This window comes from Larkinella sp. C7, assembly GCF_006149005.1.
In the GTDB taxonomy this organism is placed as follows: Bacteria; Bacteroidota; Bacteroidia; order Cytophagales; family Spirosomataceae; genus Larkinella.
On the sequence record NZ_VBSL01000001.1, the window covers coordinates 1154676 to 1172288 of the forward strand.

The following is a 17613-nucleotide window of genomic DNA, read 5'->3' on the forward strand; positions in this document are numbered from 1 at the left end:
GCTGACCTGACATTAGAATTCGATTAGAACAAAACTCTCTATTATCATAATAATAAGTTATTGATCGGTAAAAAATATTCGTAAAATCATATCAATACAAGGATATTTACAGCCCCTGCCAGTTGTATTTATTTAATAAATCTTCTACTTTTGTAACTGTGTTTAAGAGATCGGGTACTTTCTCGAAAACACAACACCATTCGGTTTCCCAACCGTCTATTTACCCCACCGTAACACTTTTTGAAGCGTCTTGTTTGATCCGTGTTATACCTAATCGCCCCTTTAAGTTTACGTGTGTATGTCGTTACCGTTGACCCAGCAACAAGCTGAATCCTCTGATTTTCTGAAAACATTTCCACAGTTCGACTGCCTTTCCGACGCGCTTTATCGCCGGCAGTGCATCGACAAACGCACCGGCGAACTCCACAGCATTCTGCGCCTGGACAAACGGCGGTTCTGCGTGGTGCCTCCCCAATGGGTCCGGCAACTGGAAAAAGCCGGGTATCCCGTCGCGGTTCGCTAAGAACCAACGGGAATATCGCCTTTTGGAGTTGGTTACACGGGCAATACCGCCTACCTTGCCATTATGAAAAGGCAGATCCGGGAAGTCCGGTATTTTCTATTCGGTCAGCATTTTTCGGATGGCCTGCGCATCACGTTAGCCATCCTGATTCCTTCCGTGGTGCTTTACCGGTTTGAGCAATTCGAAACCGGTCTGATCATTTCGCTGGGCGCTTTCTGGGTTAGCATTACGGATGCGCCAGGCCCGGTCGTACACCGGCGAAATGGCATGTTATACGGCCTGCTGGTGGTGGTGCTGGTTTCGCTCATCACCGGTTTTGCCCGCATGAACGTCTGGCTCCTGGGCGTTGAAATTCTGCTCTTCAGTTTTTTCTTTTCGATGTTCGCCCTCTATGGCAACCGGGCCACCGCCGTCGGAACAGCCGGTTTGCTGGCGATGATTCTGACCATGGACCGGGAACTCGAACCGGCGGCTGTCTGGCAGTATGGCGCACTCGTTTGCGCGGGAGGGCTCTGGTATACGGCCATCAGCCTGACATTTTCCCAACTCCGCCCCTACCGGGCCGCTCAGCAGGCCCTGGGCGAATGCATCCACGAAATTTCGAAATTCCTGATGATCAAGGCCGACTTTTACAGCATTCGGACGGATTTACAGGAAGATTACCGCAAACTGATGGCGCAACAGGCCATTGTCAGCGAAAAACAGGATGCCGTGCGGGAAATCCTGTTCAAAACCCGCGTAATTGTAAAAGAAACGACCTGGACGGGCCGCCTGCTCGTGCTGACGTTCAGCGACATTCTGGATTTGTACGAGCAGATTACGGCGATGTATTACGATTATCCGTCCATTCGGGAACGGTTCGGCAAAACCGGAATTCTGGACGACATTGCCCGTCTCATCCGCCAACTGGCCATCGAAATGGACTACATCGGCCTGGCCATCCAGTCGAACCGTCCCTACAAGAGCCGGAAAGATCTCATGCGGCACCTGGAACGACTCAAAACAAAGATCGATGACATTGGCAAACAGGACACCGAAGGCAGCAACCTGGTGTTGAAAAAAATCCTGATCACCCTCCGCAACCTGAACCAGCGGCTGAACGACATCCATACGTATTCGCCGACGGTTTTGAGCGAAAAACCGCAAAAAAATAGAACCGCCGAATATTCCCGCTTTGTTTCGCATCAGGAAATCGACCCGAAACTGGCGGTTAACAGCCTGACGCTCAGTTCTTCGATTTTCCGGCATTCGCTCCGGGTCACGATTGCCTGTCTGGTCGGTTTTGTGGCCGCTAAACTGATTGCGTATGGCAACCACGGCTACTGGATTCTGTTGACCACTTCCCTCATTCTGAAACCGGCGTTCAGTCTGACCAAACAACGCAATTACGAACGGATCATTGGCACGGTGATCGGCGGATTGATCGGTGTGGGGCTGCTGCTCCTGATTCCAAACACCACCGGTTTGTTCTGGGTGATGCTGTTTCTGATGATCGGTGCCTACAGTTTCCAGCGCACCAACTACATCGTGATGGTCATCCTGATGACGCCTTACATCCTCATTCTGTTCCGGTTTCTGGGTTTGGGTGGCATCAGCGTGGCCGAAGAGCGGGTGGTCGATACGCTGATTGGCTGCGTGATTGCTTTTGCGGCCAGTTACCTTTTTCCGCACTGGGAATCGCAGCAACTCAAAAATCTGCTGCGCGATGTGCTGGTAGCCAACCGCGCGTATCTGCGCAAACTGGTCGAAAGCCTGTCGGGAAAACCGCTGACGCTGCTGGAATACAAACTGGCCCGCAAAGACGTCTACGTTAGTTCGGCCAACCTGTCGGCGGCTTTTCAGCGCATGACTTCCGAGCCGCAGAGCAAGCAATGGCATAAGAACGAAATCCACCAATTTGTGGTGTTGAACCACATTCTATCGTCCAACATCGCCACCATCACCTCCGCCCGGCTGAACGCCGAACACCCATCGGCCTGTCCGCCCGAAATCCTGCGTCCCGTCCGGCGTTCACTGACGGTTTTGAACGAAAGTTTGAAAAAACTCGACCCTACCCCGCCCCAAGCTGCGGCAGAATCCTCCGCTCCTGAGCCAGTGTTGTCGGAAAAACCGGAAACCGTTGTCACAGAAGACCGCTCCCTGAAAGAACAACTGGAGTTTATTCAGAAAGTGAGCTACGACATTGGCAAACTCACCGATACCATTCTGACCTGAACATCCCGGTTTTTTACCTGTCATATAGCCCCGAATCCGTTGGTAAGAAAGTCCTTTTACTACTTGGCATTGCACAGTACCTTTGAATCAACAGTAACAGCAAAAGAAAAGAAAAAAGTAAACAACCAGACTAATAAAGCCATGAATACGAAACAGTTGCACCGCATTCCTTCCGAATCCATGCTGGGTGGTGTATCCGCCGGACTCGCTGATTATTTCGGAATTGATAAAGTTTTAGTCCGTATTTTCTTCGTCCTGATGGTCGTCGTGCCCAACCCCGTCCCCACCGTCCTGATCTACATCGTTTTGTGGATCGTCATGCCGAAAGGCGAGCGGTATTTGACGGCCCGGCCCGATCAACCGTATCAACCCAGGTAACACGGATTACAAATCATAAAAAAAGCGGACCGCTAAAGTCCGCTTTTTTCATAAACACCTAAATCACCTGAAGGGCTGCTCTACTCCGCGCTCAAGTTCAAAATCTCATTAATCAGCCAGACGCCATTGGTGCGAACCAGTTTGCATTCATAACTGGCCAGCAGGTCGAACGCCACACTGGCGCGGTCTTTCCGGAGCGTCACTTTGTTGATTTTCAGTTTATTAAGGGATTTCAATTGCAGATCCACCTCCTGGCTGAGCAGGACAAAATCGTATTCAAAACCGGTCGGTGGACCTTCCGTTTGATGCGTTAACTGAAACCCCTGTTGCCGTTGCCGAAAATAAATCCGCCATTCGTTCAGGAATGTATTTGTCAGCAGGTGGCTGCTTCGGAGGTAAGCCAGGTATTTCTCACCGTTTTTAAAGTTTACCGCATACGGTTTGCCCGGTTTCTGATCGACCAAAATAATGCGGCTCACCGAGTCGATGTGGTTTTTATACCAGTTCAGCAACTTCACGACCGACCGCGCGGCCGCAGCCGAATCGTTGACAACCGCCGAAACCGCAACAGATTGGCGACTATTGTTTTTAGACATCGTATCAACGCGATAACCGGCTACTGCCAGCACCACGAGAACGCTCAGAATCATTCCTTTTATCATGACTTTTGGGTGGATAAGCACTACTCTTCACTCTGGTCTGGGTTGCGTATGGTTTTCCAGAAGCTTTTTAAAAACCGTATACGCTGGCGGGATATCGTCCACATCGGCGTACAATTCCGCGTGTTGAGCCATTATTTTCTTCAGGTCATCGCCCTTCGGTGTCCGATAGGCCGGATTGGCCCCTTCTTTCAGCAACAGTTGGCAAATGTCCCACAGCTGTTCCCGGGCTGCATACATCAGGGGTGAATAATTCGCATCGTACGTCGTATCATCACTCCCCATCACGGCATTGGGATCAGCACCCCGGTCGAGCAGGAGTCTGACTTTTTCCAGTTGATCATCGCCGTACCGCATCACTTCAATCAATAGCGGATTACCGCCCCCTGGCCGGAAGTTGGGATCGGCGCCTTTGTTCAAAAACCACTTGAGCAAAACCGCCGGGCCGTGTTTACAAACTCGGAAATGCGTCGGTACGTGCTGCGGATCAGCCCCCTGGATGGTGGCCCCGTGGTCGATCAACAGCTTCAGACATGCCATCATTTGTGCGATGTTTTGGGTGGTGGCGGCTCTCTCACCCGCAAAATCAAGGAGGGTTGTCCCGTAATTACCGGGTTCGTTCAGGTGCGGAACCGGCTGTTGCAACAACTGCCGAAGCCGGGTGGTGTCGGCGGCACCGATGGCGGCCGCAACATCCCTGCGGGGTTTGTCGTTGAAGAAAATTGAACCGTTGGCCCGGGCCGCTTCAACCTGGTCCTGAGTCCGTGAATTGAGGTACTGGCTGGTTAATCGAGACAAAAAGAGGAGCCCCGGCGCCAGCATAAGAATAAGTATGATGATCTTCGGAATCGTATACGGCAGGAGGTTAAGCCCAAAAAATACCACCAGAACGAAAGCGACGACATAGGCCAATGCCGTGTCCAGCCCCCGGGTGGCCGCATCCCCTCCCAATCGGCTCGGATTCAGCAGCATATACAATACCCAACTCCCGTATAAACCGATCAGAATCCAGTTCAGTATGGCAATGGCTTTCATACACCCTTCATGAAGATTTTTTGGCCCCCTTTGTGTTCAGGAACGTCTTGAAAGCCTGGTAATCTGCCGGCAGACTTTTCCGATCCGTATACGGTTCTTCGAACTTAGCCAGCACGGTTTTCAGATCCTCGCCTTCCGGAGTCCGGTAATCCGGGTCGGCTCCGCGTTCCAGCAGAAGCTGGCAAATGGTCCACGACTGCCGTTGCGCGGCATACATCAGGGGCGACGTAAACGGCCTGATCGTGTACTCATTCCGACCGGCGGGCGCGTTCGGATCGGCACCGTGGTCGAGCAATACCTTTACTTTCTCCAGTCGCTCGACATCCAGATCCATCACTTTAAAAAGAAGCGGGCTTCCATCGTGCGGTCTTTCATTCGGATCGACTCCCTTGGCGAGAAACCACTCCAGAAGGGCGGGCGACCCGGTTTCGCAAATTAGAAACTGGGTGGGCAGGTGCAACGAGTCTGGCCCTTGAACGGTGGCACCGTGTTCCATCAGCAGCTCCAGGCATTGCAGGATGCGTTGCGGGTTCTGGCTCCTGACCGCCGTCATGGCCGCAAAATCGAGCAGCGTCGTAGATTGGTAACCGCTTTGATTGAGCTGGCGTGGTGTTTTTTGCAAGAGCATTTTCACTTGCTCCACATCGCCAACCGCCACGGCAGCCGCAATTTGCTGCCGCTCCACATCCGGAAAGTAGAACGAGCCGTTTTCCACAGCCAAGGCATCTTTGCGCTGTTTTTGTAATTCAAAATAATTGCTGATGCCGTTGTAGAGGCCGAAAACCGCAGGCAATGTCAGGACGATCAACGTGGTGATCTTCGCAAAACGATATGGCAACAGATTGAGAACGATGAGACCGGCCAGCACCAGCGTGGCAAAAATCGCCAGGCCTGATTCCATGCCCCGCCCGGCGGCATCGTTGCCGGAACGGTTTACGGTCATCAGGGTAAAAATGACCAGTGCTCCGTAAATGCCGATAAAAATCCAGTTGGTCGTGGTAATGATTTTCATGCCCCGAAGATGGGGATAACAACCGGCGAACGCCATCGAAAATCAACACTGGGTTGCTTTGGGTTAATAAGTAACGCCGGTATCCAACGGCTGCCTTGACCGCCGGGGTTTCACTCAATAGATTTCCATCAGAAATTTTAGAACGACCACCGTTTTTGAACAAACTTAAAGTAACTTAGGTAACTGAATTACAGGGAGTTTTTTGTGTTTACTATTTTCATGAACCGAATTCCGTTATGAAACGATACCTCACGCTCCTGCTGGTCATGCTGTCGATTGCCAGCCGCGCCAATTCCATCCTGATTCCGATGGACGACCGCCAGAAAAACCACTTAAAATCATACGGAATTGCCTACTTTGTTCTGAAAGCCGGACTGGAAGTCGACTGGCTGCTGAACTACCGGGGTGGAAGTTTCATGATCAAACACAGCCCGACCGTCGAAACCGAGTGCCGGGTTCGGGGCATTTCCTTCGAGATCATATCGGATGCCGATGCCAACACCATCCAACAGCAGATTTCCAACCCGGACCTGAACATGGCGTCGGTTAAGTTGGTGTCGGCGGCCCGGATTGTGGTCTATTCCCCGATCAAGGTCAGCCCGTCCGAATTTGAAAATACGGATGCGGTTTTACTGGTGCTCAAATACGCCGAAATTCCGTTTGAAGTGGTGTATGACGAAGAAATTCTGAAGGGCGATCTGGCCAAATATGACTGGATTCACCTGCACCACGAAGATTTTACGGGTCAGTATGGCCGCAACACCCGCCGGATGTCGGCGGAAGATGTCAAGGCGCAGGAAGACATTGCCAAAAAATTCAATTACCCGAAAGTGTCCCAGATGAAACTGGCGGTTGCCAAGAAAATCCGCGATTTCTGCGCCGGGGGCGGTTATATGTTTGCCATGTGTTCGGGCGCCGAAACGTTCGACATTGCGCTGGCTGCCGAGGGCGTCGACATTGTGAGCAGCACCTACGACGGCGACGGCATCGATCCCAAAGCGCAGTCGAAGCTGGATTTTGAAAAAACCGTCGCCTTCCAGAACTTCACCCTCGAACTCGACAATGGTTACGGCGGCATGGCGTTCTCCGACATCAACAGCTCGGCGGGGCGGTTTGGCGGTGGCTGGGATCAGCCCTCGGGCTATTTCAACCTGTTCAATTTCTCGGCGAAGTGGGATATGATTCCCGCGATGCTCGTTCAAAACCACGAATCGAACATCAAGGAATTCCACGGCCAGACCACGGCTTTTCGCAAAAGTACCGTCAAACCCAATGTGCTGGTGATGGGCACCAGCCCTTCCTCCGACCGCTACATCTACGGCGAAGTCGGCATCGGCCAATGGACGTTTTACGGGGGCCACGATCCTGAAGGCACGCGGGGCGGAGGCTGGCGAATGGCGACCGACCTGAATTTACACCCCAATTCGCCCGGTTACCGCCTGATTCTGAACAACGTGCTGTTTCCATCCGCCAAGAAAAAGAAGCGGAAGACGTGATTGCCCCGACAGCGTCCAAAGGTCCTGTCAGGGTTCGGTTTGCCGTAAAATCGCGGCTTGCTGGAGGGCATTTTTCAGTTCCTCAATCACGATTGGTTTGGCGATGTAATCATCCATCCCCGCGTGCAAACACGCTTCGCGGTCGTCGGCCATCGCATTGGCGGTCATCGCAATGATGGTCGGTTGAGGCCCTGGCTGCTGGCGAATGCGGATAGTGGCTTCCAGACCGTTCACTTCCGGCATCTGCACATCCATCAGAATGACTTCGTAAAACCGCCGTTGCACCAGATCCAGCACCTCGGCACCGTTTTGGGCCAAATGTGCCTGATAGCCCAGTTTACTCAGAATGTTGAGCGCCAGTTTCTGGTTGGCCGGGTAATCTTCCGCGACCAGAATCTGCAGGGGATAGTCTTTGGAAAACTGATTCGACAGCGCGTGGTGGACCGCTTTGGCAGCAACCACCCGGGGCTCCACCGATTGTTTGAGTTGCTTTTGCACCACATCAAAAAGCTGCTGCTGCTTGACGGGCTTGGTCAAAACCGCCGAAAAAAGCTCCGGATAGGATTTGCGGCTTTCTTCACCGATGGAACTCAGCAGAATGATCGGCAGCGTCAGGTGTCGCCCGCGAATGGCCCGCGCCAGTTGTACCCCGTTCATTTCCGGCATTTGCATGTCCGTAATAACCAGTTGAAAAAGCGCTTCCTGGTTCATGATTGCCAGCGCCTGCTTGCCCGACGATGCCGCCACCACCACGAATTTCCACTGTTCGAGGTGGGCCTTCAGAATGGTCAGATTCGTGGGGTTGTCATCGACGAGCAAAACCCGTTTCCCGTCGTTTTCGCCGGTATTGAAGAAAATATACTGCCGCTGGGCCTGCTGGCTGATCTGGCATTGAATCGTGAACGTGAACGTCGTTCCCATCCCGATCTGGCTGTTAACCGTTATTTCCCCGCCCATGAGTTTGACCAGCCGTTCGCTGATGGCCAGCCCGAGGCCCGTGCCGCCATACCGCCGGGTCATGGACGAATCGACCTGGGAAAAGGCTTTGAACAGCCGTTGCAGTTTATCTTCCGAAATACCGATGCCCGTATCCCGAACCCGAAAAACCAGCTCCAGTTCCTGATCAGTGATCCGTCGTTGCAAACCAATGCTGACAAACACTTCGCCCCGCTCGGTAAACTTGATGGCATTGCCCACGAGGTTGATCAGAATCTGGCGCAGGCGCAGGCTGTCGCCGATGACCTGTGTCGGCACCTGAGGGTCCAGTTCATAGACCAGATCCAGCTCCAGTTCGGCGGCTTTGCTGGCAAACAGATCGAGGACGTCTTCCACGCAATGCCGCAAGTCGACGTCCTGGAGTTCCAGTTCCAGACTCCCGGATTCGATCTTGGAAAAATCAAGAATATCGTTGATCACACCCAGCAGATTCGTTCCGCACTGATGGATGGTGTCGACGTATTCGTGCTGCTCTTCCGACAATTCCGTTTCCTGCAACAAATACGTCATGCCCAGCACGCCGTTCATGGGCGTCCGGATTTCGTGGCTCATCGTGGCCAGAAAAACGCTCTTGGCCTGGTTGGCTTTTTCGGCTTCTTCCCGCGCGTGTTTTTCCTGCAACCGTTGTTCGTGGATTTCTTCGACAAGAACCTGCAAATGTTCCGATTGGGTCTGAATTTCTTCCGATTGGTACAGCACTTCGGCGGTTCGTTCGCCAACTTCTTTTTCCAGTTCCTTTTTCTGGTTTTCGATGGTTTTTACCCGATACCGGTATAAGCCATAGGCCCCCAGCAGCAAGGCCAGCACCAGGCCGGTTCGAAACCACCAGGTGGCCCAGAAGGGCGGGGTAATGACAATCCGGAGCGAAGTGCCCCGCTCATTCCAGACGCCATCGTTGTTGGACGCCCTCACCCGAAAAACGTATTCGCCGGGGTCCAGGTTGGTGTAGGTTGCCATCCGGGAATGACCAGCGTAAATCCAGCCCCGATCAAATCCCTCCAGTTGATACGCATACTGGTTTTTTTCGGGCAGGCTGTAATTCAACGCGGCAAAGGTTACCGAAAACATCGACTGCCAGTAGTCCAGCGTGATTTGGGTGCTTTCATCGATGCTTTTTCGCAGCAGCGAATCCGCCCCCCCAATGGCAACGGGTTGATTAAACAGGTGAAAATGGGTGATAAAAACCGGCGGAATCGCCGAATTGTCGCGCAAACTATCGGGATCAAACGTGTTCAGACCGTTGGTTCCGCCAAAGAAAAGTTCACCCAGCCGCCCTTTGAATACTGCCCTCCGGTTGAACGAATTGCCCTGCAAGCCATCGCTGACTCCGTAATTCCGGAAAGTGCCGGTTCGTGGCGTAAACCGGGAAAGCCCCCGATTGGTGCTGATCCAGAGGTTTTTCCGACGGTCTTCCACCATACCCTGAACCACATCATTCGGCAAACCCTCCTGCTGACGGTATACCGTAAACGATTGGGTTTTGGTATTGAATTTATTGAGCCCGCTGTCGGTGCCCACCCATATCGTTCCGCTGGCATCTTCGTAAATGCTGTTGACCAGATTGTTGCTCAGGCTTCCGGGCACATTTCGATTGTATCGGTAATTCGTAAAGGTGTTACTCCGGCGATCGAACCGGTTTAGCCCACCGCCTTCCGTGCCAACCCAGATGGTGCCGCTCCGGTCGCAGTACAACGTCCGGATGACCGCATGACTCAGGGTGCCCGGTTGGGTCGCATCAGGCCGGTAATGCGTAAATAAACCGGTTTTTTTATCGTAACGGCTCACCCCGGCGCCGAGCGTCCCGAGCCACAGATTGCCTTCATGGTCTTCGGTAATGGCGCAGATGCTTTCGTGGCTGATGCCGTCCGGGCCGTCACTCTTCGGGAAATTGACAAACTCGCCCGGTTCCTTTTCCCACCGACTGAGCCCACCTTTGTAACTACCCACCCAAATCCTGTGTTCGCGGTCTTCGAAAACGCACATCACGAAGTTGCTGCCGATGCTGCGCGGACGATCTGCGTGGTGCATAAACCGGGTAAACTGATTGGTTTTTCGGTTCAGGTGGTTTAGCCCTCCGCCGTCCGTCCCCATCCAGAGATTTCCTTCGGCATCTTCCAGCACAGACAACACATTGTTGTTACTCAGGCTATTGGGATTGTAACGATCTTTTTCATAGCGTTCAAATTTTCGGGGTTCACGGTCGTAAAAATTGATTCCTCCGCTGTAGGTACCGATCCACATATCGCCTTTTCGATCCCGGCAGATGGCATAAATCGAGCCGTTGTTCAAGCCTTCGCTGTTGGTTTCGCTGTAGGGATGGCGGGTTACGGTGGTAAGGTCTTTGCTTAGAACGCTAATGCCGCCGTTCCGGGTGCCCATCCACAGACTTCCCGTATTGGCTTCTTCCAGCGAAATGACGTCATTGTGGCTAATGGTGTTGACATCGGTTTTGCTGTGTTGAAACCGGGTAAACGAGTGCTGATCGGCATTCAACAGGTTCAGGCCACCACCTTCGGTGGCCACCCAGATCCGGGTCTGCGAATCTTGCAGGAGGGCGGTGACGTTGTCGTTGCTCAGCGAGCCCGGATCGGCGGGATTGTTGACAAAGTGCCGGAAAGTTTGAGTCGTCGCATCGAAACGATCCAGTCCGCCCCCGCCGGTTGCCACCCAGAGCCGTCCTTTCGCATCGACCAGCATATCGTAAATAAAATCATTTCCCAGACTGCGGGGGTTAGCCGCATCGTGGGTGAAATGGGTGAAGGATTGCTGGGCAGGGTCGAAACGGTTCAAACCGCCACCGTAGGTTCCAACCCACAGCATTCCCTGACGGTCTTCCACAATCGAGATCACCTGGTTATGGCTCAGGCTGTTGAGCTTGTCGGAGGTCCGCTGAAAGCTGACAAAGTTGTCGGTTTCGCGGTTAAAGAGATTCAAACCGCCGTCTTCCGTGCCGACCCACAGGCGGCCTTTGTGGTCTTCGTAGAGTGCCCGGATAAAATTATGACTCAGGCTATTCGCTTTCTTGGGGTCATTCCGATATACCGTAAAGGTATAACCATCAAACCGGTTTAAACCGTCCTGCGTGCCAAACCACATGAACCCCTGCCTGTCTTGTAAAATACAGGTTACATTGTTCTGGGATAACCCCTCATTTGTGGTAAGGTGTTTGAACCGTATCGGAACGGCCCGGGCGTTTAATGGCTGAACCTGCAACAGGAATAGCAATAGAACAGCACATATTACTTTCATACAAAGCCCGCTACGTTATTTTTTGGTAAAACAACTATTTCCCCACAAATTATAACTAAGTCTGACAATTGTACTATTCCATCAAAAATCGTGCGTAAAATTGTATCCGCAGAAAACAGTTTTGTTATCTATAAATTTTTCATGTTGCCTTATTCAACAAAGCCCGCCCAGTATCAATTGCCACTTAAATAGTGAGTAATCGGTTCGTTACTTCGAGCCATTATGGAACGATTTTTCACCTTATTCGTCGCCAGCCTGTGTGCGGCCCCCTTGTTTTATTTTTTGTTTGCCGAAGTAACCGTTGTCCTCAACAGCTCTGCTACCGGCCCGGACGCCCGGCTGGGAGTGGCCTACCTGGCAACCTGGGGCGGTTTTCTGGCGGCATTCGTCGGTTTTTTTGTAGTCTGGTTTCTGGCGCGGTATTTCCTGGTCGAAAACTACATCCGGTATCTCCAGATCTTCGATGGTATTGCGCTCATCGGCTGGTTCGTATTCTACCTGAACTGGTCGGATCAGCAGGAATACCGGCTGGAATACCCCGATCACCGGGCGGTAGTGGACGTGGAGATGCGTGCCACGCAATCTTTTCTCAAGGAAGCGACCATCGACTCGATTCTGATTCCTCAATTCATCGGGCAGGACCTGGACAGCCCGCATCCCGATCGGATTCGGAAGGAAGGGGATTTTGTGATTTTGCCGTGGGAAACGACCCCAATCAGTCTGAAAAAATGGCAGATGCGCGTATTTGTTCACAACGCGCCGGTCGATTTTCCGCTCGATCTGCCCAGGCGACCGCAGGCATCAACGGATTGGTCGGCCTGGCTGACTCCTTCTGAAAAACAGGAAGATCCTTTGCCCGCTGGTGCCCTGGAACACATCGCACTCCGGTATCGCTTCCGGCTGATTCCCCACGGGTCGCCGGAATAAGCTCCTTATAGAGCAACTGAGCCGCCCGGTCGACACCTGATCATCGATTGGACGGCTCAGTTGACGACTTATTTCACCATTGAAACCGGCTCATAGAGGTTATAAATCTCCATGATGCTTCTCATTTTCTCTTCAAAATTGATCTTCAGATCGATTAGTTTTCCGGTGCGAACATCGAACACCCAGCCGTGTACCCGGACGCCCCGTTCGCGGAAGGCTTCCTGAATGGCTGCGGTTTTGATCAGGTTGACACACTGTTCTTCCACATTCAGTTCCACGAGCCGGTCGTAACGGGCTTTAACATCCTCGATGGCATTCAATTCGTCCTTGTGATAGCGGTATACATCGCGAATGTTGCGCAACCACGGGTTCAAAATCCCCAGATCGACCGGTTCCATGGCGGCTTTCACGCCCCCGCAATTGTAGTGTCCACACACGACCACATGGTTGACTTTCAAGTGCCGGACGGCATAATTCAGCACCGACATGACATTCAAATCGACGTTGTTGACCAGGTTCGCAATGTTTCGGTGAACGAACACTTCCCCCGGCTTAACCCCCATCAGGTCTTCGGCAGTAACCCGGCTGTCGGAACAGCCAATGTAGAGAAACTCCGGCTGTTGCCCCTGCGACAACTTGGTGAAATAATCTTCGTCGCCGGCCAGTTTTTCGGCGATCCACTTTTCGTTGTTTTGAAATACGCTGCTAATATTCATGGGATAGGATGATAAAGTAAGCGCCCAATCTCGGCAATTTATTCCGTTCTATCAAAATCAAACCGGGCAGCCTGTACTGAAAAGCGACAGTCGCTCCCCCTCTACAATACGAAACATGGTAACCACAAAATAGTTATTTTTCCGCGGATGATGCGTCGATAATTCGCTGCAAATTTGCGTCAAGGTTTGGCGTATCAGGCAGCGTCAGCCGGAAAATTTCCTCGAGTACGGTGCGGAATTCGGCCACGCTGCGGAGTTCCCGCTGCTCCGATTCACCCCCCAGACGATGCGTCGTCAAAATTGTATCGCGCAGGCCATACCGCCGGTCGGCCGTCGTTCGGGCAACGGCCAGGCTGCGGAGAAAATACGAGTGGGGATGCGTACACAGATAAAAGCTAAACATCTCATAATCAGGCAACAGAAATTCCCGCAATGTAAAGCGATACAACGACCGCCACTCGTTTCGGACTTCCGCCTGTACTTCCAGTTCACCACTTGACTCGATCAATCGGAACGGTTCATGGGGGGTCTCCTGCACGGTATTCAGCACAAGCCGTACGGGGCCGGTGGGCGACAAACCGCCAAAACCCACATCCACCAGGTACGATTCCGGCCCCATCTCCACCTGCAGCAGCATGTGAGTGATGGCTTTGACTTCACCTGCCGGAACGTTCCAGAGAACGCGGGCGGCCAACCCCCGAACCCGAAAACCCAGCGCTTGCAAAACGAAGCTTAACAGCCGGTTTTGTTCGAAACAATACCCGCCCCTTCTATTCTGCACCATCTTTTGCTGGAGTGAATCACTGTCCAGCAAAACCGGCAGGCCCAGCAACGGATTGAGGTTTTCGAACGGAATGGTTTCGGTGTGGAGACGTTGGAGGGTTCGCAGCGTTTCGAGTGTGGGCGTGCGGTCGCCGGTGTAGCCGATGCGCCGAAAATAAGCGTCGAGATCGATTCCCGACAGGGCTGACGCGGCTTCTTGTGGCTGAATGAGTTGGGATGGCATGGATGCAAAGTTATCAACACCCCTGAAAAAATAAGCGGGAAAATTTTTCAAAAATACAAACGCCCGATTTTTGCTGCTGACACAGGGCTGTCACCCGGCGGTTGTACCTTTACTTTTGATCGAACCGAAACGTCAACCAATCCAATCACGATATCGTCCCTTTTCACCGCACGCCCATGACCCGTTCAGACCTCCTTGCATACCGCCTTCATCAGCAACACCTGATGCAACCGTCGCTGACAACCCCCGGCGCCCTGGTAGCCTGGTTTGGGGCCATTCAGGGACAGGATTATACGGCTGGCAAATGGGCCATCGGCAACCGGCTACCCGGCAGCACCGACGCCGACATCGAGCAGGCAATTGCCGACCGAACCATCCTGCGCACCTGGCCAATGCGCGGTACCCTGCATTTCGTGGCGGCTGCCGATATTCACTGGATTCTGGAACTGAACCAGCCCCGTTTGCAGGCCCTCTACGCCAGTCATTTCCGCCAGCTTGAACTCAGCGAACCGGTTATTGCAAAAAGTAAAGCGGTTTTCACAAAAGCGTTGTCGGGCGGTCGACACCTGACGCGCCCCGAATTAAAAACCGCTCTGGAACAGGCGGGCATTCCGGCCCACGAAAACCGCCTGAGTCTGCTGCTGGCGCGGGCGTCCTACGACCGGCTGATCAGCCACGGCGTCCGACGCGGCAAGGAGTTTACGTTCACGCTGCTGGACGACTGGGTGCCGCCCACGAAACCGTGGCTGCGCGAAGAAGCCCTGGCTGAATGGACCCGGCGGTATTTTACCAGCCACGGACCGGCAACCCTAGCGGATTTTAGCTGGTGGTCGGGCCTGACGCTCACCGACGCCAGAGCCGGGATGGAACTGATTAAATCCGGTTTTGTATCGGAGGTGGTGGACGGTCAAACGTATTGGATGCCCGCATCTCTGCCTGCTTTGCATGAATACACCACAACCGCTTATTTATTACCGGTTTACGACGAATATTTAGTCGCCTATAAAGACCGAGGTGCCCCGCTCGGCGGCTTGGACCCGGCGCAGATCGCCAAAGCCGGCAACGGTATTTTCAGCCCGGTTATCGTGATCGACGGGCGGGTGGTCGGCACCTGGAAACGGACGTTGAAGAAAAATTCGGTTTTGATCGAAACCAGCCTGTTCACCACCCTGACCGACGCGCAGCAACAGGCTTTGTCGGATGCCAAAGAGCGGTATCAACGGTTTTTGGGATGTGAATAGGATTGAAGAGTCAGGTAACGCCCGTATCCTTCTGCATAAACCGAAACCGCTGCCAGGACTACGCTTCGTTCACTTTCCGGGAAATGCCAAACCGGTGCCAGCCGTTGCTTTCGGCATACTGCACCCCCAAACCGTACGTGTCGCAGATTTCTTTGATGATGGCCAGCCCTAAACCCACAGAATCCGGGCTGGAACCTTCTTTTTTGAAGCGTTCGAACAAGCGTTCAGGATTCGAAACCAAGGCATTGCCGGTATTGCCCAGTGACAGAATGTTTCCGTCGGACCGCAGTTCCACGCGCCCTTCTGTCTGGTTATGCTTGATGGCATTATTGACCAGATTGGTCACCAGACTATCGGCCAGTGCCGGGGGCAGTTGAACCGTAAACGGCACCAAGTTCCGGATCTCTACCGCAATTCGTTTGTGGAGCAAAACCTCGTCCATTGCGCTCAGTTTCTCGGCCAGCAATGCCGCCAGGTCAACGGCTTGGTTGTCGGTAAACTGCTGATTATCAATTTTAGCCAGCAAGAGTAATCCCTGATTCAGCCGGGCCATGCGCCGGGAGGCCTGGTAAATTTCCTCGATCCAGCGGGTTTGCGTTTCCGTCAGTTTTTCCGATTGAATGAGTTGCTCCACTTTGGCGTTGATCAGCGCGAGGGGTGTCTGGATTTCGTGGGAGGCATTTTCGGTAAATTCTTTCAGGCTGCGGTAATCCTGCTGCATTTTGTCGCCCATCTTGCGCAGCACTTCATTCAGCTCCCGAAACTCGTTGATCTCTGGTTTGTCGAGTTGCAACGGCGTCGAACTGGCCAGATTGAAGCGTTTGATGCGGGACAGGCTTTCGTAGAACGGCAACCAGAGCCGCCCCGACAGTTTCCCCTGAAACCAGAACGTGCCGAGCAGCAGCAATCCCAGACAGGCCGCCATCGTCACCGTGATGACTTCAATGAGTTGGTAGGATTGAATGAGAGATTTTCGAATTGAGACCCGGTGCATCACGCCCTTGATGGGCACGTAAAACGTGAGTTGCCGAAATGGCATCAGTTCCTGGTCATACCGGTTTTGGATCAACGTATCGATAAACGTTTCCGAAAGCCGGGTTTGCCGCCCAACCGGAACGACATCGATCTTGTTTTCAACAAAATAGGTGGTATCCGACCAGGCTTTGTGCTGCTTCAGATAGGCTTCAAAATCCCGCTTTTCAACCTTCAGCCGGGTTTCCACTTCGTTGTAAATCAGAATCCGGACAACCTGATAGAAGGCCAGCCCGGCGAAAAGATAAATGGCCAGCGAGAAAGCCAGGTAAATGCGGTTCGTTTTAGCGAGTAGTTTCACGGTTCGCCGAATTTGTAACCGATCCCGTATACCGAACTGACATAATCCGAGCCGCCTTTTTCCAGCAGCTTCCGGCGCAGGTTTTTGATGTGTGAATACACCATATCCAGGGAATCGGCGGAGTCGATGTTGTCGCCCCACAAATGCTCGGCAATGGAAACTTTGGTTAGCACAACGTCGATGTTCGACAAAAAATACAGCAGCAGATCGTATTCTTTCCGGGATAAAACCGCCAGTTGGCCGTTCACATACACTTTCCGCGACGACGGATTCACCCGGATTTCCCGGAAGCGGATTTCGGTATGACCCCCAAAATTCCGCCGGCGAATCAGCGACTTCACCCGGGCATTCAGCTCCGACAAATGGAACGGTTTGGTCAGGTAGTCGTCCGAGCCAATTTCCAGCCCCCGAATCTTGTCTTCCAGCGCGTTGCGGGCCGAAATAATGATCACGCCGGTGGTGGCCAGCAGTTTTTTCAACGTCTGAATCAGTTGAAAACCGTCACCGTCGGGCAGCGTCAGATCCACAATCACACAATCATACTGATACAGATAAATCCGCTCGTCGGCTTCCCGGAAAGTCCCCGCCGTTTCGCAAAGATACCCCTCTTTGTTCATATAGTCGGTGATGCTTTCGGCCAGGCCTTTTTCATCTTCTACCACCAGTACCTTCATCTTTCTTTGGGTTCATCCAATTCCTAAACACCAAAAGTAGCGGGCAATGTTGGAAACATTCTGGAGGTTTCTAAATGGAGGGGTGAAGATTTACATCTGCTGGAGAAAAAGTTGTTACACAGAGTTGATCAGAGGAAATCAGAGTTACACAGAG

General features: G+C 52.8%; 14 protein-coding genes. 6 read left to right on the forward strand and 8 right to left on the reverse strand.

All coding sequences use genetic code 11. From position 1 onward, the window contains the following. Window positions 1-298 precede the first annotated feature (298 nt). The 3 genes from FH871_RS04660 to FH871_RS04670 all read left to right on the forward strand — a co-directional run bounded on the left by FH871_RS04660 (window position 299) and on the right by FH871_RS04670 (window position 3115). The gene (locus FH871_RS04660) at window positions 299-523 is read left to right on the forward strand and encodes a hypothetical protein (RefSeq protein WP_138990131.1); all 225 of its coding nucleotides are present in this window, start codon (window positions 299-301) and stop codon (window positions 521-523) included. Between the two features lie 63 nt (window positions 524-586). Then, on the forward strand, window positions 587-2737 hold the full coding sequence (locus FH871_RS04665; RefSeq protein ID WP_138990132.1) for an FUSC family membrane protein: 2151 nt from the start codon (window positions 587-589) through the stop codon (window positions 2735-2737). A gap of 141 nt (window positions 2738-2878) precedes the next feature. After that, on the forward strand, window positions 2879-3115 hold the full coding sequence (locus FH871_RS04670; protein ID WP_138990133.1) for a PspC domain-containing protein: 237 nt from the start codon (window positions 2879-2881) through the stop codon (window positions 3113-3115). An 80-nt stretch (window positions 3116-3195) separates the two neighbouring features. Here FH871_RS04670 and FH871_RS04675 read toward each other — a convergent pair whose 3' ends face one another. The 3 genes from FH871_RS04675 to FH871_RS04685 are packed head-to-tail and all read right to left on the reverse strand — an operon-like array spanning window position 3196 to window position 5821. After that, complete coding sequence (locus tag FH871_RS04675; RefSeq protein ID WP_229317040.1) at window positions 3196-3777, reverse strand: hypothetical protein; 582 nt, start codon at window positions 3775-3777, stop codon at window positions 3196-3198. A gap of 27 nt (window positions 3778-3804) precedes the next feature. Beyond that, on the reverse strand, window positions 3805-4809 hold the full coding sequence (locus tag FH871_RS04680; RefSeq protein ID WP_138990134.1) for an ankyrin repeat domain-containing protein: 1005 nt from the start codon (window positions 4807-4809) through the stop codon (window positions 3805-3807). 7 nt (window positions 4810-4816) lie between these two features. Next, window positions 4817-5821 carry an ankyrin repeat domain-containing protein gene (locus tag FH871_RS04685; RefSeq protein WP_171062760.1) on the reverse strand — a complete coding sequence of 335 codons (1005 nt, stop codon included), beginning with the start codon at window positions 5819-5821 and terminating at the stop codon, window positions 4817-4819. Window positions 5822-6057: 236 nt separating this feature from the next. On the opposite strand from FH871_RS04685, the gene FH871_RS04690 reads away from it, so the two are divergent. Next, window positions 6058-7317 (forward strand): asparagine synthetase B, encoded by a 1260-nt coding sequence (locus tag FH871_RS04690; RefSeq protein WP_138990136.1) that lies wholly within the window; start codon window positions 6058-6060, stop codon window positions 7315-7317. A 27-nt stretch (window positions 7318-7344) separates the two neighbouring features. On the opposite strand, the gene FH871_RS04695 is transcribed toward FH871_RS04690, so the two are convergent. Continuing rightward, the gene (locus tag FH871_RS04695) at window positions 7345-11562 is read right to left on the reverse strand and encodes a hybrid sensor histidine kinase/response regulator (RefSeq protein ID WP_138990137.1); all 4218 of its coding nucleotides are present in this window, start codon (window positions 11560-11562) and stop codon (window positions 7345-7347) included. Between the two features lie 222 nt (window positions 11563-11784). Here FH871_RS04695 and FH871_RS04700 point away from each other — a divergent pair, with 222 nt between their 5' ends. Continuing rightward, complete coding sequence (locus FH871_RS04700; RefSeq protein ID WP_138990138.1) at window positions 11785-12489, forward strand: hypothetical protein; 705 nt, start codon at window positions 11785-11787, stop codon at window positions 12487-12489. Window positions 12490-12557: 68 nt separating this feature from the next. Here FH871_RS04700 and FH871_RS04705 read toward each other — a convergent pair whose 3' ends face one another. Together FH871_RS04705 and FH871_RS04710 are read right to left on the reverse strand one after the other, a co-directional pair. Next, complete coding sequence (locus FH871_RS04705) at window positions 12558-13205, reverse strand: carbonic anhydrase (protein WP_138990139.1); 648 nt, start codon at window positions 13203-13205, stop codon at window positions 12558-12560. Window positions 13206-13338: 133 nt separating this feature from the next. Beyond that, complete coding sequence (locus FH871_RS04710) at window positions 13339-14211, reverse strand: arylamine N-acetyltransferase (protein WP_138990140.1); 873 nt, start codon at window positions 14209-14211, stop codon at window positions 13339-13341. A gap of 176 nt (window positions 14212-14387) precedes the next feature. Between FH871_RS04710 and FH871_RS04715 the strand changes: the two genes are divergently transcribed. Then, a complete protein-coding gene (locus FH871_RS04715) occupies window positions 14388-15452 on the forward strand; it encodes a winged helix DNA-binding domain-containing protein (RefSeq protein WP_138990141.1) in 1065 nt (354 codons plus the stop codon). A gap of 58 nt (window positions 15453-15510) precedes the next feature. Here FH871_RS04715 and FH871_RS04720 read toward each other — a convergent pair whose 3' ends face one another. Then, complete coding sequence (locus FH871_RS04720) at window positions 15511-16785, reverse strand: HAMP domain-containing sensor histidine kinase (protein ID WP_138990142.1); 1275 nt, start codon at window positions 16783-16785, stop codon at window positions 15511-15513. Then, on the reverse strand, window positions 16782-17459 hold the full coding sequence (locus FH871_RS04725) for a response regulator transcription factor (protein WP_114405510.1): 678 nt from the start codon (window positions 17457-17459) through the stop codon (window positions 16782-16784). The genes FH871_RS04720 and FH871_RS04725 overlap by 4 nt, the downstream gene beginning before the upstream one ends. Between the last annotated feature and the right edge of the window lie 154 nt (window positions 17460-17613).